Origin of the sequence: Achromobacter sp. D10, assembly GCF_035282245.1 — a bacterium.
GTDB lineage: Bacteria > Pseudomonadota > Gammaproteobacteria > Burkholderiales > Burkholderiaceae_B > Achromobacter > Achromobacter insolitus.
On sequence record NZ_JAYJLE010000001.1, the window covers coordinates 787,220 to 809,715 of the forward strand.

Annotated in this window: 21 protein-coding genes and 2 tRNA genes; 5 read left to right on the forward strand and 18 right to left on the reverse strand. The window is 65.1% G+C overall.

Annotated features, from left to right (window positions below):
- Nucleotides 1–20: 20 nt before the first annotated feature.
- The 4 genes from VCS63_RS03770 to VCS63_RS03785 all read right to left on the reverse strand — a co-directional run bounded on the left by VCS63_RS03770 (nt 21) and on the right by VCS63_RS03785 (nt 5,788).
- A complete protein-coding gene (locus VCS63_RS03770) occupies nt 21–1,628 on the reverse strand; it encodes an ABC transporter substrate-binding protein (RefSeq protein ID WP_042795732.1) in 1,608 nt (535 codons plus the stop codon).
- Nucleotides 1,629–1,986: 358 nt separating this feature from the next.
- A complete protein-coding gene (locus VCS63_RS03775; protein WP_323878475.1) occupies nt 1,987–3,375 on the reverse strand; it encodes a GTPase/DUF3482 domain-containing protein in 1,389 nt (462 codons plus the stop codon).
- Entirely contained in the window at nt 3,368–4,810 is a 1,443-nt protein-coding gene (locus VCS63_RS03780) for a DUF2868 domain-containing protein (RefSeq protein WP_323878478.1), read from the reverse strand. The genes VCS63_RS03775 and VCS63_RS03780 overlap by 8 nt, the downstream gene beginning before the upstream one ends.
- An 87-nt stretch (nt 4,811–4,897) precedes the next feature.
- The gene (locus VCS63_RS03785) at nt 4,898–5,788 is read right to left on the reverse strand and encodes an AraC family transcriptional regulator (RefSeq protein WP_323878481.1); all 891 of its coding nucleotides are present in this window, start codon (nt 5,786–5,788) and stop codon (nt 4,898–4,900) included.
- A gap of 143 nt (nt 5,789–5,931) precedes the next feature.
- On the opposite strand from VCS63_RS03785, the gene VCS63_RS03790 reads away from it, so the two are divergent.
- A complete protein-coding gene (locus tag VCS63_RS03790) occupies nt 5,932–6,834 on the forward strand; it encodes a DMT family transporter (RefSeq protein ID WP_042797459.1) in 903 nt (300 codons plus the stop codon).
- 11 nt (nt 6,835–6,845) lie between these two features.
- Here VCS63_RS03790 and VCS63_RS03795 read toward each other — a convergent pair whose 3' ends face one another.
- The 5 genes from VCS63_RS03795 to VCS63_RS03815 form a co-directional block, all read right to left on the reverse strand.
- Nucleotides 6,846–8,042 carry an aminotransferase class V-fold PLP-dependent enzyme gene (locus tag VCS63_RS03795; protein ID WP_323878484.1) on the reverse strand — a complete coding sequence of 399 codons (1,197 nt, stop codon included), beginning with the start codon at nt 8,040–8,042 and terminating at the stop codon, nt 6,846–6,848.
- A 17-nt stretch (nt 8,043–8,059) separates the two neighbouring features.
- Nucleotides 8,060–8,533: a RidA family protein gene (locus VCS63_RS03800; protein WP_063639200.1), complete on the reverse strand. Its 474-nt coding sequence runs from the start codon at nt 8,531–8,533 to the stop codon at nt 8,060–8,062.
- Nucleotides 8,534–8,630: 97 nt separating this feature from the next.
- On the reverse strand, nt 8,631–9,539 hold the full coding sequence (gene gcvA / locus VCS63_RS03805; protein ID WP_063961242.1) for a transcriptional regulator GcvA: 909 nt from the start codon (nt 9,537–9,539) through the stop codon (nt 8,631–8,633).
- A gap of 129 nt (nt 9,540–9,668) precedes the next feature.
- Nucleotides 9,669–9,744: transfer RNA gene (locus tag VCS63_RS03810), tRNA-Asn, on the reverse strand.
- Between the two features lie 66 nt (nt 9,745–9,810).
- Nucleotides 9,811–10,632: an IclR family transcriptional regulator gene (locus VCS63_RS03815; RefSeq protein ID WP_323878487.1), complete on the reverse strand. Its 822-nt coding sequence runs from the start codon at nt 10,630–10,632 to the stop codon at nt 9,811–9,813.
- Between the two features lie 146 nt (nt 10,633–10,778).
- On the opposite strand from VCS63_RS03815, the gene VCS63_RS03820 reads away from it, so the two are divergent.
- Nucleotides 10,779–12,200: an amidase gene (locus VCS63_RS03820; protein ID WP_301880273.1), complete on the forward strand. Its 1,422-nt coding sequence runs from the start codon at nt 10,779–10,781 to the stop codon at nt 12,198–12,200.
- Nucleotides 12,201–12,231: 31 nt separating this feature from the next.
- Nucleotides 12,232–13,197, forward strand: a complete 966-nt coding sequence (locus VCS63_RS03825; protein WP_042795725.1) for a Bug family tripartite tricarboxylate transporter substrate binding protein — start codon at nt 12,232–12,234, stop codon at nt 13,195–13,197.
- 62 nt (nt 13,198–13,259) lie between these two features.
- Here VCS63_RS03825 and VCS63_RS03830 read toward each other — a convergent pair.
- From VCS63_RS03830 to petA, 6 genes are all read right to left on the reverse strand, one after another.
- Nucleotides 13,260–13,335: transfer RNA gene (locus VCS63_RS03830), tRNA-Thr, on the reverse strand.
- Nucleotides 13,336–13,403: 68 nt separating this feature from the next.
- On the reverse strand, nt 13,404–13,853 hold the full coding sequence (locus tag VCS63_RS03835) for a ClpXP protease specificity-enhancing factor (RefSeq protein WP_042795724.1): 450 nt from the start codon (nt 13,851–13,853) through the stop codon (nt 13,404–13,406).
- A gap of 13 nt (nt 13,854–13,866) precedes the next feature.
- Nucleotides 13,867–14,478, reverse strand: coding sequence for a glutathione S-transferase N-terminal domain-containing protein (locus tag VCS63_RS03840; RefSeq protein ID WP_006388039.1), 612 nt, complete (start codon nt 14,476–14,478; stop codon nt 13,867–13,869).
- Between the two features lie 154 nt (nt 14,479–14,632).
- Entirely contained in the window at nt 14,633–15,484 is an 852-nt protein-coding gene (locus VCS63_RS03845; RefSeq protein ID WP_042795723.1) for a cytochrome c1, read from the reverse strand.
- Nucleotides 15,485–15,507: 23 nt separating this feature from the next.
- Nucleotides 15,508–16,896, reverse strand: a complete 1,389-nt coding sequence (locus tag VCS63_RS03850; protein WP_042795722.1) for a cytochrome b — start codon at nt 16,894–16,896, stop codon at nt 15,508–15,510.
- A 74-nt stretch (nt 16,897–16,970) separates the two neighbouring features.
- Nucleotides 16,971–17,606 (reverse strand): ubiquinol-cytochrome c reductase iron-sulfur subunit, encoded by a 636-nt coding sequence (gene petA / locus VCS63_RS03855; protein WP_042795721.1) that lies wholly within the window; start codon nt 17,604–17,606, stop codon nt 16,971–16,973.
- A 140-nt stretch (nt 17,607–17,746) separates the two neighbouring features.
- Between petA and mscL the strand changes: the two genes are divergently transcribed.
- Complete coding sequence (mscL, locus tag VCS63_RS03860) at nt 17,747–18,193, forward strand: large conductance mechanosensitive channel protein MscL (protein WP_042795720.1); 447 nt, start codon at nt 17,747–17,749, stop codon at nt 18,191–18,193.
- A gap of 122 nt (nt 18,194–18,315) precedes the next feature.
- Here the strand turns inward: mscL and VCS63_RS03865 are convergent, their stop codons facing one another.
- A complete protein-coding gene (locus VCS63_RS03865; RefSeq protein ID WP_063639203.1) occupies nt 18,316–19,083 on the reverse strand; it encodes an aldolase in 768 nt (255 codons plus the stop codon).
- 145 nt (nt 19,084–19,228) lie between these two features.
- On the opposite strand from VCS63_RS03865, the gene VCS63_RS03870 reads away from it, so the two are divergent.
- On the forward strand, nt 19,229–20,251 hold the full coding sequence (locus VCS63_RS03870) for a helix-turn-helix transcriptional regulator (RefSeq protein ID WP_042795719.1): 1,023 nt from the start codon (nt 19,229–19,231) through the stop codon (nt 20,249–20,251).
- Between the two features lie 35 nt (nt 20,252–20,286).
- Here the strand turns inward: VCS63_RS03870 and VCS63_RS03875 are convergent, their stop codons facing one another.
- Entirely contained in the window at nt 20,287–21,618 is a 1,332-nt protein-coding gene (locus tag VCS63_RS03875) for an MFS transporter (RefSeq protein ID WP_042795718.1), read from the reverse strand.
- 49 nt (nt 21,619–21,667) lie between these two features.
- On the reverse strand, nt 21,668–22,294 hold the full coding sequence (locus VCS63_RS03880) for a glutathione S-transferase family protein (protein WP_323878497.1): 627 nt from the start codon (nt 22,292–22,294) through the stop codon (nt 21,668–21,670).
- Between the last annotated feature and the right edge of the window lie 202 nt (nt 22,295–22,496).

Here is a 22,496-nt window from a genome sequence, read left to right on the forward strand (position 1 = left end):
GGGCTCACATCGTCAGGGATTTACGGCAGGACGACGTCGCGCAAGTCGAGCACGTCGTCGGCGCGCTGGATGACCTTGATGTTGTCCTTCACGCCCCAGGACATGGGTTGCTGGTGCAGCGGCAGGTAGCCGAAGTCGCTGCGCACGATGCCGAAGGCTTCCTTGATCATCGCGTTGCGCTTGGCCTGGTCGGTTTCCACGCCGATCTTGTCGGTGAGCTCGTCGACCTTCTTGTTGCAGTAGCCGCCCAGATTGAACTGCCCGGCCGCGGTCTTGGCATTGCGGCACGAGGTGAGGTTCAGCAGCGTGTTGTGCGCGTCGGTGGAGCTGGGCGTCCAACCCAGCATGTACATGCTGGTCTGGTTGCCGGCCTGCAGCAGGATCTTGCCGAAGTACTTGGACTTGGTCTGCGCCAGCAGGTTGATCTTGATGCCCACACGCGCGAGCATGCCGGCCACGGCCTGGCAGACCTTTTCGTCGTTGACGTAGCGGTCGTTCGGGCAGTCCATGGTCACGGTGAAGCCTTTGGGATAGCCTGCTTCGGCCAGCAGCTTCTTGGCGCGTTCGGGATCCGGCTTGTACGGCGCGCCGAAGGAATCGTCATAACCGTTGATGGCGGTGGCGATGAGCGAGCCCAGCGGCTTGGCCGCCCCGCGCATGATCTTCTCGTTGATGGCCTTGGTATCCACGGCCAGCACCACGGCTTCACGCACCTTGGGATCCTTGAAGGGGTTCTTGCCCTTCACGTCCGAGAACAGCAGTTCGTCGCGGTCCTGGTCCATGCCGATGAAGATGGCGCGTGCTTCGGGCGCGGTCAGCGGTTTTACGCCCTTGGCGTCTTCGAGACGTTTCCAGTCCTGCACGGGCACGGGCTGCACCAGGTCCATTTCGCCGGAGATCAGCGCCGCGACGCGGGTGGCTTCCTGCGTGATCGGCTGGAAGATGACCTCGTCCACGTTGGTCTTGATGTTCTTGTTCCAGTAGCCGTCGTAGCGCTTGAGCACCGTCTTCACGTCGGGCTGGCGCGAGACCAGCATGAATGGGCCAGTGCCGTTGGCGTTGAGGTTGGCGTAGTTGCCCTGGTTGTCGCCCTTGACGTTGGTGGCTTCGGTGGTCTTGTTCTTTTCAGCCCACGACTTGCTCATGATGTACAGGAACACCCATTCGCGCGGCAGGATTGGGTTGGGCGTGGGCGTGGTGACCTCGATGGTGTAGTCGTCGACCTTCTTGATGTCCGAGGCCTTGGCGCCATAGCCCTTCATGTCGGAGCCCGGCGTCAGGCTGCGCTTCCAGGAGAAGATGACGTCGTCCGCCGTGAACGGCGAACCGTCGTGGAATTTCACGCCCTTGCGCAGCTTGAACACCCATTTGGTGGGTTCTGGGTTTTCCCAGCTTTCCGCCAGCAATGGAGTGAGTTTCAGGTTGCCGTCGTAGCCGGCCAGCGTTTCGTAGATGTTGCCCTGGAAGCCGAGCGTGAACGTTTCGTTCAGGGCCATCGGATCCATGGACGTCGCATCGCCTTGGTAGGACCAATGAAAGGTCTTGGCGGCCGCGCCGGCGCTGAATGCCAGCGAGGCGGCGACGGCGGCGGCGAGCGCAGCTTGCTTCAGGTGGGGAATAGTACGCATAGCCCTCATGCTCCGTTGGTGCGCGGATAGCGCGACAGAAGTGACAGGGCCCCGGCCCCATGGGGAACCGGGGCATGGCGTTGCTGCTTACGACGAAATACGGATCGGGGTCTGACAAGACGCGGCGCCAGCCGCGCGCGGGCCGCCTACGATGGCGCTGCCGGGAATCACTGCGCAGGACTTCGACTTCACGATAGACCCAACCCCTTGTGATTATCATGACGGGGACGGACCCACGCCGATGCAGAACGAATCTTATAGACCCATTCGTTTAAGCGTCAATCGGTTTGGATTGGGGTTAGTCCTTGCTTGCCGGCGGCGGGGAATGGTGCGTGCGCCAAGACGTACGCTTGCGCGCTCAGGCGCCTGGCGCCGGCGCGTCGGCAAGGGTTTTCGCCAATTCGCGCACCACGCGCTTGCGGCGGTCGCTGTCTTCGTAGTGCTCGCCCAAGGCGGACCATTCAGGCCGGCTGCGGGCTTCTTTCAGCGCTTCGGGCAAGGGCCCCTTGCGCCAGGCTTCGTCCTCCGGATGGTCTAGTCTCAATGGGTCGCGCGCGGCGTGGCCGCGGCGCTCGAGTGCCTCGATCAGTTGGCGCTGGCGCAGGGCCAGGAGGCGCAGCACCGCGTCATCCACGCTGATTTCGCGCCAGCCGCGCAGCTTGCCGGCCACGCGCTTGCCCAGCTTTTCCACGCCTTGCCACAGGCCGCCGGCGGCGGCGCCGATCAGCATGCCTGTGCCCAGGCTCAGGCCGGCGCTGAACAGGTCCACGGCGGCTCCGGCCATGGCGCCGGCGGCGGCCCCCATGCCGACCTGCACGCCCATGTCCTTCAGCGCCTGGGGATGGAACAGGTCCATGCCCCAGCGCTCGCCTTGCAGGGGCAGCGCGTCGTCGGTGAAATCCGCCGCGCGGAAGTTATAAAGCGCCAGCAGGGCATTGACGCAGGTCTGTTCGCGCTGGCGCACGTGATCGCGCAGCTTGCCCGATGCGGCGGCGAGCGCCGTGTCGTCGCTGGCGCTGGATACGTGCAGGGCCGCCACGTCGATCAGCAGATCGGCGAGCAGCTCGTAAGCCGCGTTGCGGCGCGCTTGGCGCTGCGCGGCCAGGCTGGCGGACAACCGGGCCAGCGCGGGCGCGTGCCGGTCCAGCAGCACGCCGAGCTTGGCGTAGAGCTGCTGTTCGCCATCCAGCGGCGGCGCGACGGTGTCGAACTCCACGACGGCGTGCAGGCCCAAGCGCGCCATGGCGGCGCGCCATTCGTCGGCGCGATGCGCGGGAGCGTTGACGAAATTCAGCACCGGCAGCAGAGGCCGGCCGCAGGCGGCCAGGATGGCGAGCTCGTCGCGGTGTTTGCCCAGCACCGGATCGCGCGCGTCGATGACATACAGCGCGGCGTCGCAGTCCAGCATCTTGGCCAGCACGCGGGCTTCCTGTTCGTAGCGGCCGTGTGCTTCGGGCGTATCGAGGAAGCGTCGGATGCGCGCCGGTCCGTCCAGGCGCTCTTGCGGGCTGTCCAGTTTTTCCAGGTATTCCAGCAGCGAGATGCTGTCTTCCATGCCCGGCGTGTCGAACCATTCCAGCACGGCCCGCCCTTCAAGCCGCAGGCGCGCGCCTTCGACGTGGCGCGTGGTGCCGGGACTGTCGGCCACTTCGCCGAAAGTGGTGTCGCGCGTCAGGGTGCGCAGCAGCGACGTCTTGCCGGTGTTGGTATGGCCGACCACAGCGATTTTGATGAGCTCTTCAGCCATGGCCGGACTCCAGCCAGCCGAACGGGGCGACGGGCGCTTGCAACACGGCATCGGCAGGCAGGCCGAGCGCAAGCAGGCGTTCGCGCCATAACGCTGCGCGGGTGGGCGGCGCATCGGCGCCTGCGCGCGGCGAGACCAGCCACACACGGGTCTGCTCCGCATGCGCGGCCAGTTCGGCGATCAGGGACAGTGTGCCGCGGTCCGGCGTCTGGCGCGCATCGCAGGCGATGAGCATGCGCGTGGCGGCCTTGCTGGCCAGCGCGTCCAGCACCCGGTTGCGTTCTTCGCGGGTGTCCAGATTGCCGGCCTGCTGGATGCCGCCCGGCATATCGGCGGGCGGCCATGCCAGGTCTGGCGGCAGCTCCAGACCCAGCAATACGGGCTGGCCGCCGAGGCCCGCCAGCGATGGCGCGCCGACTCGCGGTTCGTGCAAGGGGTCGACCGGGCGGTCTATGCCGGTGGACAGGGCGGGCGGTTCCAGACGGTCGCGCAAGGTGGAAAAGCCAGGCAAGGACGGATCGATGCGAAGGCCGCGCAGGGCGCGCAGCGAGCCGGCCACGCATAACGCGCCAGCCAGCAGGCGGGGCAGGATGCCGTAGACGACCAGCACGCCGATCAGCCAGAGCGACCACTGCACCTGCGCTTGGGCGGGCAGGGTCTGGGCGCCGTCGCTGGCGCGGATCATGGCCGCGTCCGGCATCGGAAATCCCAACTGCGCCGGCAGCCAGCCTATGGCCTGTGTCAGGCGCACGAAGGTGTCGGGCGCCAGCAAGGTGGTGGCCCAGATGAAGCGGTAGCTGGCAGTGGACAGCACGGCCAGCAGGACCGCCAGCGCGGCGCACAAGGCGGTGAGCCACAACAGGTGACTGATGCCGCCGAATAGCCAGCGCAACGCGCCCGCGCGGGCCAGCAGGTTCAGGAAGGCCTGCGGCACGAGCGCGCCGTCGGGGCCGCGGGCCAGCTTGCGCGTGGCCCAGAGCCAGACGCGCCCCAGTCCCGTGATGGACGAGGCCCGCAGCAAGAAGCTGGCGAGCCAAAGCACAAGCGTGACCGCATGCAGGCCCAGCAATGCGCCCAGCGCCCACAATACGTTGACCGGCCGTGATCCGTCGCCCAATGCACCCAGCGCGGCGCCGGCGCCGGAAAGCGCGGCCAGCAGGAACAGGGCGGCGAGGATGGCCAGGGCGCTGCGGCGCCAGGTGTTGACCAGGGATATGAGGTTGTCGCGTTGCGCCAGCAGCGCAGCGCGCGCCAGGATGCGCGAGGGCAGATCAACGTCCTGCTGCCGCACGCGGCGCACTGCGTCCGCGTCTTCCAGCGGTCCCCAATGGGCTTCGCGCAGGCGGATCAACTCGGCCAGCCAGTGCGCGCGCACGGGGCCGGCGTTCACGGGGTCAGCCGTAGGGATGGAATCGCGAGAGGTCGTAGACGGCATCGCGTCGGGCAGCGGTACGGTCAGGCCCCTGGGGGCGGTGGACCATTGTAGACCGGGCGGGCCGGGAAACGGGGCCGTAGCGCCGGCTCAGTGCCTGGCGCGCGCGCTGCGGTATTGTCCAGGCGTAACGCCCACGGCGTCACGGAAGACCCGCGCCAAGTGGCTGGCGTTGCCGAAGCCGCTGGCCTGGGCGATGCCGGCGAGGTCGCCCTTGCCAGCCTCCAGCAGTGTGCGCGCATGCGCCAGCCGCCGTGCCCGCACCCAGGCGTGCGGGGGCTCGCCGAAAGAGGTGTGGAACATCCGGGCGAAATGGTAGGTCGAGAGCGCCGCCACGCCGGCCAATTCGTCCAGAGTCAGCGGTTTGGCCAGATGCGCGTCGACATAGTCCATGATGCGCCGGCGCACGGCAGGCGCCAGGCCGCCTCGCAGCGGTGCTCCAGGCTTGCGTGCCACGCCCTGGTTGAGCAAGTGGTGCAGCACGGTTTCGGCCGCGCTGCTGGCCGCCAGCCGGTCGGCGGGCTGGTTCCAGTCGGTGCCCATCAGTTGCCGGCACACGTCGATCAGCGACTCGTCATGGATGTAGGTGCGGTCGCGCAGCTCCAGCGTGCGGGGCTCGCAGTCCAATCGCATGACGGCTTCGCGGGCCAGGCGTTCCGGCGCGATGTACAGGTGCAGGAAGTGCACGGTGTCGTTCATGCTCCAGCGCGAGTAGTGCTCCGAGGGCAGCACGCAGAACTTGCCCGCGCCGCCATGCAGGGTGTCCTGACCCACGCGGAACGACTTGTCGCCGCCGTGCAGGTAGAGCGACAAGGTGTGATGGCCGGGGTTGTCGTAGCCCAGCGTCTCGCGGGCGCTGCGCGACCATTGCGAGATGGCGAGGCCCTCGCCCAGCGTGGCGGCGCGCCCCAGCGTCGCGGTGGAGCTCGACAGGGTGCGGAAAACAGAGAAATCGGCCGGAGCCGAAGCGACGGTAGCCATATGGATGGAATGCTACTGCGATCTCGCGCGCGACGCGCGCGCGCAAGCAAGAAAACCGCAAGAACCGGCAATCCTGGCCAGCCGGGCGGGCGCACACTGGCTTCCCGGACCGCCCTTCCGCGTCCCTGTTTCAGCACAGCATCGTGAACCTCTTCCTGTATTTTCTTACCGTCGTCATCTGGGGTACCACCTGGATCGCCATCAAGCTTCAACTGGGCGTGGTGGCCATTCCGGTCTCCATCTTTTACCGGTTTGCGCTGGCAGGCATGGTCCTGTTCGTGGTCCTGGCGCTGACCCGCAAGCTCCAGAAAATGGACCGGCGCGGCCATGGCCTGTGCGTGGGCCAGGGGCTGTGTCTCTTCTGCCTGAATTTCCTGTGCTTTTACACGGCGACGCAATGGATCCCCAGCGGCCTGGTGTCGGTGGTGTTCTCGGCGGCGACGCTATGGAATGCGTTGAACGCCCGCCTGTGGTTTGGCACCCGCATTGCGCCACGGGTGATGGTGGCCGGCGGGCTCGGCTTTTCCGGGCTGGTGTTGTTGTTCTGGCCGGAACTGGCAGGCCAGGAGGCCAGCCATGAAACCTTGCTGGGCCTGGGCTTCGCCTTACTGGGCACATTCTGCTTTTCGACGGGCAACATGCTGTCATCCCTGCAACAGCGCGCGGGCATCCGGCCCTTGACCGGCAATGCCTACAGCATGCTTTACGGCGCGACCATCCTGCTGGTGGGCTGCTTGGCTGCCGGCCTGCCGTTCGAATTCGATACTTCGGCTTCCTACGTGGGCGCCCTGCTTTATCTGGCCATCCCCGGGTCCGTGATCGGCTTCACCGCCTATCTGACACTGGTGGGCCGCATGGGGCCGGCGCGCGCAGCCTACTGCACCGTGTTGTTTCCGGTCGTGGCCCTGAGCGTGTCCACCTTTGCCGAAGGCTATCAGTGGACGGCGCCGGCCCTGCTGGGCCTGGCGCTGGTGATGTTGGGCAACCTGCTGGTCTTTACCAAGTGGACGCCTTACGCGCGGCGCACCGCGGCCTGCGATGCATAGGCACGCGCAGGCTAGCGGGCCAACGCGCGCAAGCCTTGCAGCAAACGGTCGATCTCCGCGTCATTGGTCAGATAGCTGACCGACGCCCGCGCGATCTGCGTCAAGCCTCGCGCTTGCATATCCAGCGGGGTGTAGGGCACGCCGTTGCTGCCGATGGTGATGCCCTGCGCGGCCATGGCGCGCTGGACCGATACCGCGTCCTGGCCGGCTACGTTGAAGGACACCAGGCCCGAGCGTTCCCGGCCCTGGTCCAGAACCGTGATGCCCGGGATGGCGGCCAGTTCCGTTCGCAGTGACTCGGCCGTGGCGTCGATGCGCGCGCGTATGGCTGGCAGGCCGATGTCCAGCGCTTCCCGCAAGGCGTTGGCCAGGCCGCAGCGCAGCGCCAGCGAGGCTTCCGCGGATTCCAGGCGAGCGGCATCCGGGCGCAGCACAGGCTCGCCGTCTGCGCCCAGAGGCGCGGAGTGGGTGTCGACGAAGGCGGGTGTGAGCCGATCCAGGAAGCCGCGCCGCACGTACAGCAGGCCGGTGCCGCGCGGGCCGCGCAACGCCTTGCGGCCCGCGCCGCTCAACACGTCGCAACCGATCTGGGCCACGTCCACCGGCAATTGGCCGACCGCCTGTGCCGCGTCCACGAAGTACGGGATGCCGTGGCGGCGTGCCACGCTGCCGACGGCGGCGGCGGGATTGATCAGGCCGCCATTGGCCGGCAGCCAGGTCAGCGCGATCAGGCGCACCCGTTCGTCCAGCATGGCTTCGAGCGCCTGGGCGTCGACGCAGCCGCTATCGTCTGAAGGGATGGTCTCCAGCGTGGCGCCAGCGCGCTGCGCCTTGAGCCGCATGACGGCCAGGTTGCCGCCCCATTCGTGGCGGCCAACCAGGAGGCGGTCGCCCGGGAGCCAGGGTTCCAGCGCCGCGAACGCCGCTCCCCAGCCGGGCGAGTTGCCACCCGTCAGAGCGACTTCGGCCGGGTCCGCGTTCAGCAGTCTCGCCGCCAGCGCGCGGGCTTTCTCCGTCAGTTCGCGGGATGCCACGCCCGCTTCCATGGGCCCCTGCGTGGCTTCGCGTTGCAGGTGCGCCTGGATGGCCTGCAGCGTCGCCGCCGAGGGCAGCGATGCTCCTGCATGATTGAAGTGGACGGTGGTCTGCGTACCCGGCGTCTGGGCGCGCAACGCCTCTATGGTGCTGGCGGTCAAGGGGGCGGACATGGCGGCTCCGGCGGGAATCAGGCTTGCGTCAGGGCGATCACGGCTTCGACTTCCACTGCCACGCCCTGCGGCAGGGAGGCCACGCCGACGGCGCTGCGCGCATGGCGGCCTGCGTCGCCGAAGACCTCGACCATCAGGTCCGAGGCGCCGTTGGCGATGGCGCTTTGGCGATTGAAGTCCGGCGTGCTGGCCACGAACACCCCCAGGCGCACGACGCGGGCCACGCGATCCAGCTTGTCGCCGGTGGCGGCGGCAATTTGCGACAGGAGGCCCAGCGCCGACAGGCGCGCGGCTTCCACGCCGTCGGCATCCGAGACTTGGTCGCCCAGGCGTCCCAGATACGCTGCCTTGCCGCCCTTGCGGGATATCTGGCCCGAGATATACAGCAGGTTGCCTTCCTGCACGAACGGCACGTAGTTGGCAGCCGGCGCGGCAGCGGCTTCGAGGGTCAGGCCAAGTTCGGCCACGCGGCCGGAGATCGAGCGGGTCATGAGGGACTCCTGGATTGGGAAAAAAAGGGCAACCCCCATGCTATCGGCCGTGACGGAGCCTGACCAATCAATTTTCACGCAGTACGCATGAGTAAAACTAATGTGTTTCGTCCTGGGCCGCTTGCGTAAGCCATGCATGGAAGCGCTGGGCCGCAACGCCCAGCGCGCCGCGGGGCGTCACGTACCACCAGCCGATGCGGGGAGCTTCCAGCGTGGTCCCCGGCAGGGCCTCCACCAGCGCGCCGCTGGCGAGCTGGGCGCCTATGAGGCGGTGGCGGCCCATCGCCATGCCTTGCCCCGCGAGGGCGGCTTCCACCACGATGTTGTAGTCGTGCAGCCGCACGGGCTGTACTCGCCCCAGGTCGACACCATGGTGCCGCGCCCAGGCGTCCCATTCGAAAGGATGGCGGGCATGCGAGGCGAGCAACGGGAAGCGCAGCAGATCCTGCGGCGTGCGCGGACGTTTCCTGCCCGCGATCAGCGCGGGGGCGCAGACCACCGACAGCCGCTCGGTCATGATCAGCCGCGCGCGCACGCCGGGCCATACGCCGCGCCCGTAGCGGATGGCCACGTCGACCTCCCCGCCCGCGACGTCCGCCAGGCCAATGTCTGGCTGCAATTGCAGATCGATGTCCGGATGCGCGGCGCTAAACGCCGCCAGGCGAGGCGCCAGCCAACGCGTGGCGAACGAGGCCAGCAGCCCGACACGCAGCGTCTGGCGCACCGCTTCGGGAGCGCGTATCTCATCGGTGCCCTGGCGCAGCAGTTCGAAGGCCGCATGCACGCGTTCGTAGTAGGACTGCCCGGCCGCGGTCAGCGCCACGGCTCGTGTGCGCCGCTCGAATAGCGCAACACCAAGCTCGGCTTCCAGGCGCTGGATATGGTGGCTGATGGCGCTTTGCGTCACGAACAGTTCTTGCGCGGCCAGTGAAAAGCTCATGCGCCGCGCAGCCGCTTCAAAGGCGCGCAAGGAGACCAACGCAGGCAGGGATCGCACAGAACGCATGGGACTAGCGGTAGTGGTGAGATGAAGTGCGCACCATCGTACGCCGCGCGCGGCGCCAATAGGCCGAAGCGCCGCGTCCAAATGCAAAAGGCCCGCAACAAGTTGCGGGCCCTTCAGTACTGCATTCTTTGGCTCCCCGAGCTGGGCTCGAACCAGCGACCTGCGGATTAACAGTCCGTCGCTCTACCGACTGAGCTATCGGGGAACAGGTAGAGGGGGCGAATTATGCACAAAAAATCGAAAGAATGCAAAACGGGTTGGCTGCGCCGATTCAAGTGCCCTGTATGGCCTGCGCGGTGCGGAAGAGCTGGGGCACGATGTCGCGCAGCAGGCGGTCGACGGGGTAGTCGTGGCGCGGTGCGCTGACGCTGATCGCGGCCAGGGGCAAAGACTGTGCGTCGCGCAGCATGACGGCGGCGCCGACCTGGTTTTGCAGCACCTGGTCTTCGGTCAACGCATAGCCGTCATCGCGGGCCTGGCGGATCAACGCCATCAATGCTTCCGGTTCGACCACGGTGCGCGGGGTGAAGGCGCGCGGCGGTGCGCGCAGCAGCGCCTGGCGTACCGCCGCGTCGTCGCGCTGCGCGAGCAGGATGCGTCCCGCGCTGTTGCACCACGCAGGCATGCGGCGGCCGGGCAGCATTTCCGCCAGGGTCATTTGCCGGCTGGGCAGGCGCAGTAGATAGACCATGTCGCAATCCGCCAGCACGCTCATGTGCACCGCCAATCCGCAGCGGTCGCGCAGTGCGACCAGATGCGGCGCGGCCATGGAGACGAGGCGGTCGCTGCGCAGGAAAAAGTAGCCCAGTTCGACGACACGCGGACCAAGGCGGTAACGGCGCGACGCTGGGTCCTTGACCAGATAGCCCAGGCGTTCCCAGGTATGCACGAAGCGCTGCGCGGCGCTCTTGCCTAGTCCCGTCTGCGTGGCGATGTCGGTCAGGCCCAGTGAGTCATTGGCATCCCGGAACGCCTCCAGCACGCGCATGCCTTTCTCAAGCGACGCGACATACAGGGGATCGTCCGCTGGATCGGACGGAGACAGCGATGCCGTCGATTCGGCGGGGGTGCTGGAGGGCTGGCGCGTTTTCATGAGGGTTTCTCGCATGCGGGGAAGCGATTTGGCCGCCGCGAGTGGCCGCCAGCGCTAGTTTCCCCGAATTGTCCCGTACAGGAATTCCCACTATAAAGTTGATTATTCAATACTTTGTATTGCATAGCAATACTAATGCGGGACAAATGACATTTCAATCGAACCTGTGCGACATGACTGCCGTCGCCTTGCGTGCAGAAATCGCAGCCGGGCATTTGAGCGCCCGCGAAATCGTGGCAGCGCACCTGCAGCGCATCGAGACCTGGAACCCGCGAATCAACGCCATCGTGACGCTGGATGCCGAAGGCGCGCTGGCCAACGCCGCCCGCGCCGACGAGCGCCAGGCTCGCGGCGAGACCCTGGGTTTACTGCATGGCCTGCCCGTTGTGCATAAGGATTCGTTCCTGACGGCGGGCATGCGCACCACCTATGGATCTCCGCTATACCGGGATTTCGTCCCGGAGCGTGACAGCCTGATCGTCAGCCGCCAGCGCGCCGCCGGCGCCATCACCCTGGGCAAGACCAATCTGCCCGAATTTGGCGCGGGTTCGCAGACCTTCAATACGGTGTTCGGTGCCACCCGCAACCCCTACGACCCGCGTTTGACCGCTGGCGGCAGCAGCGGCGGCGCGGCCGCCGCGCTGGCCGCCCGCATGGTGCCGCTGGCGGATGGCACCGACATGGGAGGCTCTCTGCGCAATCCGGCGTCCTTCTGCAATGTGGTGGGCCTGCGGCCTTCGCCGGGGCGCGTGCCGCAATGGCCCACGGCAAGTCCCTACAACACGCTGACCGTGGCAGGTCCGATGGCGCGCACGGTGGCTGACGCAGCCCTGCTGCTCGCCGCCACCGCTGGGCCGGACACCAGGGATCCGCTCGCCATCGACCAGGACCCCGCCAGCTTCCTGGGCAGCCTGGAGCGCGATTTCAAAGGAGTGCGCGTTGCCTATGCGCCGAACTGGGGAGGCTTGCCGGTGGAACCTGGCGTGGTCGACGCGCTGGAACAGAGCTTGCCGGTCTTCGCGGAGCTGGGAATGCATCTGGAGCACGCCTGCCCGGACTTCACCGGCGCGGACGCTTCGTTCCAGGCATTGCGCGGACAGACCTTCGCGGTGGGTTATGAGACCGCGCTGCGCGAGCACCGGCATTTGTTGAAGGACACGGTGGTCTGGAATATCGAACTCGGCCTGCAACAGCCGGCGGCCGCCGTGGTGCAGGCCGAAAGGGATCGCGCGGCGCTCTTCGCGCGCATGCATGCATTCATGCAGACCCATGAATTCGTTGTCGGCCCCGTCAGCCAGGTACTGCCTTTTCCCGTCGAACAGGAGACGGTCAGCAGCATCGAGGGCACGCACATGCGCAATTACATCGATTGGATGCGTTCGGGCTACTACTTGTCGCTGACGGGCCACCCGGCCATTTCGGTGCCCTGCGGGTTCACGGCAGAGGGGCTACCCGTGGGCATCCAGATCGTCGGACGGTATCGCCAGGAGCGCGCATTGCTGCAAATGGCGCATGCGTTCGAACAGGCCACGCAATGCTGGCGCCGGGCCCCGGTGCTGGCTGACTGAATACTCATAACCTACACAAGGGGAATTTCGCATGATCAAGCACCTCGCCAAGGCCGCATTCTTGTGTGGTCTGGCCGCCGTGCCGGCCCTGGCGCCGGCCCAGGACTACCCAAGCAAGCCAATCACGATGGTCGTGCCGTTCCCGCCGGGAGGCTCCACGGACGTCATTGGCCGCCTTTTCGCCGCCAAGCTCGGCGAGCGCCTGCGGCAGACCGTCGTGGTCGAGAACAAACCCGGCGCCAACACCGGAATCGGCGCTGCGGCAGTCGCGCGAGCCGCGCCTGATGGCTATACGTTCATGATTACGGGGGCGCCTACCTTTACGCTCAATCCGCTGCTGTACCCGAATCTGAACTACGACCCGATCAAGAGCTACGAGTATGTGGCGATCGCCGGCAGTACGCCTTTCGTGATCCTCACCAATGCGCAAACAGGCATCAGCACCGTTGCCGACATCAAGAGCAAATCTGGCGCGCAACCGCTGAGCTTCGGTTCCTTCGGCAATGGCTCCACGCCGCACATCGCGGGCGAATCGTTGGCCCAGCGCACCGGCGCCAAGCTGCTGCACGTGCCCTACCGCGGCAGCGCTCCCGCGATGGCAGACCTGCTGGGCAACCAGATCCCGCTGTCGATCGACACGCTGGTCGCCGGCCTGCCGCAGATCAAGGCAGGCAAGGCGCGTGCGGTGGCCCTGACCGGCAGCGCCCGCTCCGCCCTGGTGCCCGACGTGCCCACGGTCGCGGAAAGCGGCCTCGCGAACTATGACTTCGAGACGTGGTTCGGCGTGGTCCTGCCGAAAGGCACGCCGGCGCCTATCGTCGCGCGCCTGTCCAAGGAGATCGAGGCGGTCATGGCCGAACCGGATACGCGGGCCAAGCTGGAACAGCTGGGATTCGACGCCACATACGCGGATCCCGCAGCGTTTCGCCGCAAGGTCGAAACCGAACTGGAACGCAACGTGGCCATCATCAAGGCCGCGGGAATCAAGCCGGATTGAACCAGGCGCCTACGGGGGCAAAGAAAAGGCCGACTCGGGGAGTCGGCCTTTTCATTCAATCTTGGTGCCGGTGAAAGGAATCGAACCCTCGACCTTCTCATTACAAGTGAGCTGCTCTACCAACTGAGCTACACCGGCGCTGCGTGCCGGGGCACGCGCAGGGTCTGCATTGTAATGAAAAAAATGCAGGTCCTGCGTGGGATGGCTTATTTGACGATGGTCAGGCGCGGACGCTTGGGTTCGTCGTCGTCACCGCCACCGTCGCCAGGAGCTGCGTCGGCGTCGGAGCCTTCCGGCGCGGCGGTGACCGTGGCGCCTTGGGCGCCCGCTTCCGGCGGTTCGTAGGGCTGCACTTCGAAGCCCATGCCGGCGCCGGTTTCGCGCGCGTAGATGGCGCTGACGGCACCCACGGGAACGTAGACGTTTTCGGTCACGCCGCTGAAGCGGGCTTGGAATTCGATGAATTCGTTGCCCAGCACCAGGCGGTTGGTGGCCAGCGTGCCCACGTTCAACGTGATCTGGCCGTCGCGCACATGGGCGACGGGCACCATGGTGTGCTCGTCGACCTGCACGGTGATGTAGGGCGTGTAGCCGTTATCGGTGCACCATTCGTGCAGCGCGCGGATCAGGTACGGTTTGGTCGAAGTTTCACCCATCACGCAACCAGCCTTAGCGACGCATCACTTTTTCCGAAGGCGTCAGCGCTTCGATGTAGGCCGGACGCGAGAAGATGCGCTCGGCGTACTTTTGCAGCGGAGCCGCATTCTTGGGCAGTTCGATGCCGTAATGGTCCAGGCGCCACAGCAGCGGAGCCACGGCCACGTCGAGCATGGAGAATTCCTCGCCCAGCATGTACTTGTTCTTCAGCAGCATGGGGGCCAGTTGGGCCAGGCGATCGCGGATGTTCTGGCGCGCGTTGGCGAGCTTCTTCTCGTCGGGCTTGGCGCTGCGGTCTTCCAGCGTCGAGACGTGCACGAACAGTTCCTTTTCGAAGTTGTAGAGGAACAGGCGGGTGCGGGCGCGCATGACCGGGTCGGCGGGCATGAGCTGGGGATGCGGGAAGCGCTCGTCGATGTACTCGTTGATGATGTTCGACTCGTACAGGACCAGGTCGCGTTCGACCAGAATGGGCACTTGACCGTACGGGTTCATCACCGAGATGTCTTCGGGCTTGTTGTACAGGTCGATGTCGCGGATCTCGAAATCCATGCCTTTTTCGAACAACACGAAGCGGCAGCGTTGCGAAAACGGACACGTGGTTCCGGAATAGAGCACCATCATGGCGGTAAGTCCTTTATTGAAAAACGAAAGGCCAGCGCCTTAATCTAGCAGGCGCTGGCCCCAATTGCCAGGCGGGATAGGCGTACAGCCCTATCCGCCGATACCGTCCCCATTTGCAATCGGGGGCGGATAAAAACCTGGCGGGGCGTTGCGGTTAGCGCACGTGTTTCCAGTACGAGGCATTGAGGCGCCAGGTAACCAGGAAGAACAGCAGCAGGAACAACATGACACCGACGCCGAGACGGACGCGGAATGTCTGGACGGGTTCGGCCATCCAGGACATGAACGCCGTCAGGTCGGCGACGTCGTTGTCGTATGTTGCGACTTGGGCCGGGTTGGCGGCCTTAAATTTGGCATCGAAGGTGGCATGGCCGTGGTAGTTGGCTACCGGCTCGGCCTTGACCGTGGAAAAACCCTGTGCATCGTACACCGTGGTGACGCGTTCCCAGGTTTTGGGGGCGCCTTCCTTGCCTTCCACCTCGTGCATGGCAACGGTCGTGAGCTCGCGCGGACCCTGCACTTCCCACAGCGCGTGGGGCATGCCCACGGCCGGGAAGACCAGATTGTTCCAGCCCGTGGCACGCGACGTGTCGCGGTAGAAGGTGCGCAGGTAGGTATAGATGTAGTCGGCGCCCGAGGGGCCGGCGTTCACGGATTTGGCGCGCGCGATCACGGACAAGTCCGGGGGCGTCGTGCCAAACCACTGCTTGGCGTCCTTCGGGTTCATGGCGACGTTCATCATGTCGCCGACCTTTTCGCCGGTGAACAGCAGGCTTTCCTTGATCTGCTGGTCGGTCAGCCCGATGTCCTTGAGCTTGTTGTAGCGCATCGAGGACGCGCTATGGCAGTTCAGGCAGTAGTTGACGAACAGCTTGGCACCGTTCTGCAGCGACGCCATGTCGTTGACGCGGTACGGGGCCTTGTCCAGGGGATAGCCGCCTCCGGCGGCGAGGGTGGCGGTACACGTGAGCATCAAGGCCACGGCACCAATCAGCTTCTTGATCATGGTTAATCCGTTATCTGGTGGGCTCAGTGGGCGTGGAACGTGACGCGGTCAGGCACTTGCTTGAAAGTGCCCAGGCGGCTCCAGACCGGCATCAGGAAGAAGAATGCCAGGTACAGCAGCGTGCCGATTTGCGACGTGACGTTCAACGGCGGACTGGGCGGCTGCGTACCGATGTAGCCGAGCACCAGGAAGTTGACCATGAAGATGCCGTAGATCCACTTGTGCCAGGTCGGACGGTAGCGGATCGACTTGACCGGGGAATGGTCCAGCCACGGCAGGAAGAACAGGATGACGACCGTGCCGCCCATGGCGACCACGCCCCAGAACTTGGCGTCGATCACGCGCAGCAGCACGGCCACGACGATCAGGATGCCGGGGACGGCGATGCGCATGAAGCCCTTCAGGTTGCTCTTGACGAGCAGCGCGATGGCGCCCAGCACGGAAGCGCCCGCCAGCACCCAGGTGAACTCGTCGGTGGTGGCGCGCAACATCGAGTAGAACGGCGTGAAGTACCAGACCGGAGCGATGTGCGGAGGCGTCTTCAGCGAGTCGGCGGGGATGAAGTTGTTGAACTCGAGGAAGTAGCCGCCCATTTCCGGCGCGAAGAACACGATGAACGCGAACACGAGCAGGAAGCCGGCCACGCCCATCAGGTCGTGCACCGAATAGAACGGGTGGAACGGGATGCCGTCCTTGGGACGCCCGTACTTGTCCTTCGGGCCTTGCTTGATCTCGATGCCGTCCGGGTTGTTCGAGCCGACCTCGTGCAGCGCCACCAGGTGAGCCGCGACCAGGCCCACCAGCACCAGGGGGATGGCGATGACGTGGAAGGCGAAGAAGCGGTTCAGCGTGGCGTCCGACACGACGTAGTCGCCGCGGATCCAGATGGACAGTTCAGGGCCGATGAAGGGAATGGCCGCGAACAGGTTCACGATCACCTGGGCGCCCCAGTAGGACATCTGGCCCCAGGGCAGCAGGTAGCCGAAGAAGGCTTCCGCCATCAGACAGAGGAAGATCGCGACGCCGAAGATCCACACCAGTTCGCGCGGCTTGCGGTAAGAACCGTAGAGCAGCCCGCGCAACATGTGCAGGTACACGACGACGAAGAACATCGACGCGCCGGTGGAGTGCATGTAGCGCACCAGCCAGCCCCACGGGACTTCGCGCATGATGTATTCGACGGACTGGAACGCGCGTTCGGCGTCCGGCTTGTAGTGCATGACCAGGAAGATGCCGGTCACGATCTGCAGCACCAGCACCAGCAGGGCCAGTGAGCCAAAGAAATACCAGAAGTTGAAGTTCTTCGGCGCGTAATACTCGGACAAATGGGCTTTCCAGGTGGAGGTCACCGGGAAGCGCCGGTCCAGCCAGCCCAACAGGCCTGTCGTCTCGACGGTTTTCTCGCCAGCCATGTAACGGCTCCTTCTCTCACGTGGCGTAATGCGGATTTACTTACGTAATTCGGGAAAATAGCGCGACGCGAGCGTCAGGCCTTGTTGTCTTCATCGACGCCCACGATGATGCGGGTGTCGGTGAGATATTGGTACGGCGGGACTTCGAGGTTGTCAGGCGCGGGCTTGTTCTTGTAGACACGGCCTGCCAGATCGAAGGTGGAGCCGTGGCAAGGACAGAGGAAACCGCCTTGCCAATCGGCGCCGAGGCCGCCGCCTTTTTCGAAGTGAGCCGTGGGCGAGCAGCCCAGATGGGTACAGATGCCGACGCAGACGAAGATCTCAGGCTTGCGCGAGCGGCCTTCGTTTTCGGCGTATTTGGGAGTGAAGCCGGGGCGCTTGGACTCGGGGTCCGCAAGCAGCGGGTCCTGAGTCTTCAGGCCGGCGAGTTGTTCAGGAGACCGGTGGATGATCCAGACCGGCTTTCCGCGCCATTCAACCGTCTTCATGGTGCCGACGGGAATGTCGCCGACGTCCACTTCAACGGGAGCCCCGGCAGCGCGGGCTTTTTCGGAGGGAGAAAACGTGCTCACAAGCGGCACTGCCGTTGCGACACCTGCTACGCCACCCACAGCACAGGCGGTGGTAACCCAGAAACGTCGCGAAGGATCAGGTGGCAGGTTGGGATCAACCGCACCGTCATCATCGTGCACCAGCGTATCCTGACTCATCTTCCTATCCTTGTTGATGCGCCCGCTCTACGAGTAGCATCACCTCTGCGGCATCGGGTTCGCGGGAATTTGTAACAACATAGCAACCGCGTATTATAGCGCCAGCCCACTCACGGGCGTATCACGAAGGGAGTGCTTTTATGAGCAAAGCGACTGGTTTCGTCAAAGAATTTCGAGATTTCGCTGTCAAAGGCAACGCAGTGGACCTGGCGGTCGGTGTCATCATCGGCGCGGCGTTCGGCAAGATTGTCGATTCGCTGGTCAAGGACATTGTCATGCCGCTGGTCAACTTCATCCTCGGCGGCTCAGTGGATTTCTCGAACAAATTCCTGGTTCTGTCGATGCCGGCCGGCTACAACGGCCCCATGACCTACGCCGATCTCACCAAGGCCGGCGCCAACGTGTTTGCGTGGGGCAACTTCGTCACGATCATCATCAACTTCGTGTTGCTGGCCTTCGTGATTTTCTGGATGGTCAAGGCCATCTACAAGGCCCGCACCAAGGCCGAAGAGGCGCCGGCGCCCGCTGCCACGCCCGAAGATGTGGCCCTGCTGCGCGAAATCCGCGACCTGCTCAAGAAGCCCTGATTCGACTATGCCGCAGGCCCGGGTTCGGCGCAGACGCGCGGGTCCGGGCCTCGGCGAGCGGTCGTTCCCGCCGGCGCATGCCGGCCTCCGCTGAACGACACGCTGCCTGGTCTTTTTCCCCGTTAGTCCCGCCCCGCAGCCATTTGCCGTTCGATGCGACGCGCGAACATGGCGAAGCTTGCGCGCACGATGCTGGGCTTCAGCAGGAAGTCGTGCGATTCGGCTGCCAGCGCATCGTTCACCGGCTTCACCTCGCCATACGCGGCGGCGGCCTGCAATTGGTTGCGGGCCGCGCGCTCGATCAGCACCGACAGGTACAGCGCTTCCTCGATGCAGGATCCGGCGGCCAGAAAGCCGTGGTTTGCCAGCAGAATGCTGCGCTTGTCGCCAAGCGCCGCGGAAATGATTTCACCCTCCTGGTCGGCGATGGGCAGGCCGGGCCATTCCTTCAGGTGGGCGCAATCGTTATGGAATGGCGTGGCGTCCATGTGCGCGACGACCAGCGGCTGGCCCGTCATGGACAGCGTCGAGACATAGGGTGGATGCGTGTGGATGATGCATTGCACGTCGGGCCGCTGGCGATAGACCCAGAAGTGGAAACGCACGGCCGGGTTGGGCGTGCCCGGGCCTTCGAGCGCCTCCATGTTCTCATTGATGCGGATGACCGAGTCCGGGACAATTTCATCGAAGGCCTGGGCCATGGGCGTTGTCAGGAACGTGCCGTCCTCCTTGCGCACGGTGATCTGGCCCGCCAGGGTTTCTGAATGGCCTTCACTGGCGAGAATGCGGCAGCTCAGGGCAACCTTTTCCTTCTCGCCCCAGTTCCCGAAGTCGAGCTTGTTCGCGGAGCGCGCAAAGAAGGCGTCGGCATGGGCTTGTTTTTCCAGCATGGGGTCTCCTTGGGGATAATGGCTTAATTACACGCCCGCCTCCGCTGCCGGCGATTGACCGATCACGAACGTGGGTTGATCCAAAGCGACAGGACGGTGGGCGCTTTTCGGCCATTGTTGGCCGGCCCGATCGAGTGTTCCGAGCATGCCACGCGCCAGCCACACCGCCCCTCATTCCGTCCGGCCCGCCTGTACCGAGGCGGACCTTAACTTCGCGCCGCAATTCCGCCCTTTCTATGCGCAGGAGATTGCCGGCTACGAGCGCGAACTGGACAAGCTGGTGCTGCCGGGCGAATTCCGGGCCTTGACCGAACATCCCCGCCTGCAATTGCAGGCCTGTCGCCTGCGCGCAGGCGGATTGGTGGTGAGCCTGGAGTCCACGCCGATCAGCGTGCAGCACCGCGCGGAGCACGCGGCTGATCTGGAACATGCGGAATTCCTCGCAAGCTTCGTGATCGCGGGACACGGCGTCATCGTCCAGAACGAGGCCACCCTGCCGCTGGAACCTGGCGACATCATTTTCCGGACGACCGCGCTGCCGTCCGAGATCCGGATGTACACCGATTCGCGCATCGTGGTGGTCAAGGGGCCGCTGTCGCGCCTGTTGGGCGCGCATAGTCTTGCGATGTCGCAGTTCACCGCGCAGCGCGGCGTGGCCGGCCTGCCCATGGTGCAAACCGCCCATCGCTGCCTGCATCATGTGTTCTTCGACAAGGCGGAATCCAATCCCACCTCGTCGCTGTTCGCCGAACAGGCATTGTTGGCCTTGCTGGCGTCCATCTACACCAGCCAGGCGTTGGAAAAGATACCGGGAGATGCGCGCGCGCCCGCGGATAACTGGCAGGTGCTTGCCAGCTATATCGACGCCCATATCACCGATCCGGAACTCTCGGTGCAGGCAGTGGCGGATGTGCTGCGCGTGACTACGCGCTGGGTGCACCGCTTGTTCAAGATGCGGTCGCTGCAATACACCAGCTATGTGCGCGAACGCCGCCTGCAACTTGCGCGGGAAGCGCTGGAGGATCCTCGGCGCTCGCACGTGGAGATCAAGGAAATCGCTGCGTCTTGCGGCTTTCAGCATGCGAGCCATTTCATCCGGCGCTTCCATGAACGTTTCGGCATGTCCCCCGCCGTGTATCGCAAGACGGCCGGAAGCGGCGGCGCGTAGTTCCGCGCCGCCGGCACAGGGCCGGATCCCGCGCGTCAGCCGCGGCGCAGGTCTTGTTGCGTGGGCTTCATGAGGAAGGCCGAAGTGCCCGCGACGATACCCAGGAACGCGAGATAGACGCCGACCGGCAGGATGCTGTCGAACTTCTGGACCAGCGTGGCCGAGATCAGCGGCGCCAGGCCGCCGCCGATGGCTGCCGAGAATTGGACGCCGATGGAAAGTCCGGAATAGCGCAGGTCCGCGGGAAACTGGGCGCTGTAAAGGCTGGACTGCGGCGCGATCATGATTGCGTAGTTGAAGGCCATGGCGATGAACACGGCAAGGCTGTATGCCACCAGCGACCCGCTGCCCACCGCGAGAAAAATGGGAATGGCCATGACACCCAGGAACATTCCTCCCCAGCCGCAGACGCGACGCGCGCCAATGCGGTCGGCCAGCACGCCAAACAGCGGAATGGTGAACATCAGCACACCGGCGCCATACAGCAGGGCATGCAGCGCGTCGGCGCGGCTGAATCCCAGCTTGGAGACGGCGTAGGACACCGAGAAAACGAGGAAGGTATAGATCAGCGTGACTTCGGCGATCTTGCAGCCTATGCACAGCAGCAGCGATTTGCCGTGCGCGCGCAGCAATTCTCCCAGCGGCATTTTGTCTTCCAGCGACTGCCTGGCCTGCGCCTTTTCGCGTTTGACCTGTTCGAACTCAGGCGACTCGTCGATGCCGTGGCGGATGAAGAGGCCCACCACGATGAGCACGGCACTGGCGAGAAACGGCAGGCGCCAGCCCCAGGACAGGAAGTCCTCTTCCGGCAACCGCGTCACCAGCGCGAAGGAGCCCACCGACAGCAGGATGCCCAAGGGCGCGCCTACCAGCGGCAGGCTGCCGAAAAACGCCTTCCATTTTGGCGGCGCGTGTTCGACGGCCATCAACATCGCACCGCCCATCTCGCCGCCGAACGACAGCCCCTGGCCGATGCGCAGCACCACCAGCAGCACCGCCGCCGAAATGCCGATCTGTTCGTAGGTCGGCAGCAGCCCGATGAGCACCGTGCATATGCCCATGAGCAGCAGGCTCAGGGTCAGCATGGACTTGCGGCCGATGCGGTCGCCGAAGTGGCCGAACAGGATGCCGCCGATGGGCCGCGCGAGCATGCCGCTGGCAAACGCGCCGAACGCGGCCAGTGTGCCGGTCACCGGGTCGAATTGCGGAAAGAAGATCTTGTTGAACACCAGTGCCGCGGCGGTGCCGTAGGCGAGAAAGTCGAAGGCTTCGACGGCGGTGCCGATGACGGTCGCCACGGCGACCCGGAACAGGTTCGGTTTTCGATGTGATTGGGCAATAGGCTGCGCGGCCTGGATGGCGTCCATGTCATTCCCTCTTGTCTTGTCGTAATGGTTGTTGTCGTAGCGCGCGGGCTCACGGGCCCGGCGGCACGTACCCGGGCAACTGCTGAATGCGCTTGCGCCATGCCGCGATGGCGCGATAGGCGGTCATGTCGATGTCGGCTTCTTCCGCCAGCGCCGTGTAGCCGTAGCAGGCAATGTCGGCTACGGTCGGTGCATCGCCGCCAGCCAGCCAGGTGTTCTCCGCAAGATGCTTTTCCATGCGGCCCAGGACGCGGTCCGTGCGGGCCTGCATCCCGGGCACGTCGAGCAGCGCGTCGCTGACGCCCAGGTGATGGGCCGCTTCGGCGTTGCTGACGACACGCGTCAACCGCAGCGGCTGCAGGCTGTTTGCGATTTCGTTGGCCGAGACCGAGATCCAGGCATGCATGGCGCCCAGGCGGGACAGCGGCGCCAGCCACTGGGGGGCGTAGTGATGCGCCAGGTGCAGCAGGATGGCGTGGCTGTCCCAGATGGCGGTGTCACCGTCGGTCAGCGCGGGGATCTGCTGGAAGGCGCTGATGCGCTCGAACGCATCGGTCTGGTTCTTGCGGGCCAGCACGTCGACGAAGGTGCTTTGGTAGTCTTTACCGATGAGCGCAAGAAAGAGGCGAACCTTGTAGCAGTTGCCGGAGCGTGGGTGGTCGTAGAGTGTCAGCATTCAATGGCTCCGCAGGGAGGATGCCCAGCCGGGACAGGCCCGGCCGCGGGCGGCTGCATGGAATGCTAGGGCGGCGGATTGCGGCCGGAATTGACAGGGAGAGAACCGCGATTGACCAGATGCGACGCACAGGCGTTGCATTGATCGCGCACTCTGGTTTTCCCGTAGCTGAGTCGGGCCAATTCGGGCGGCGAGGCGTTCC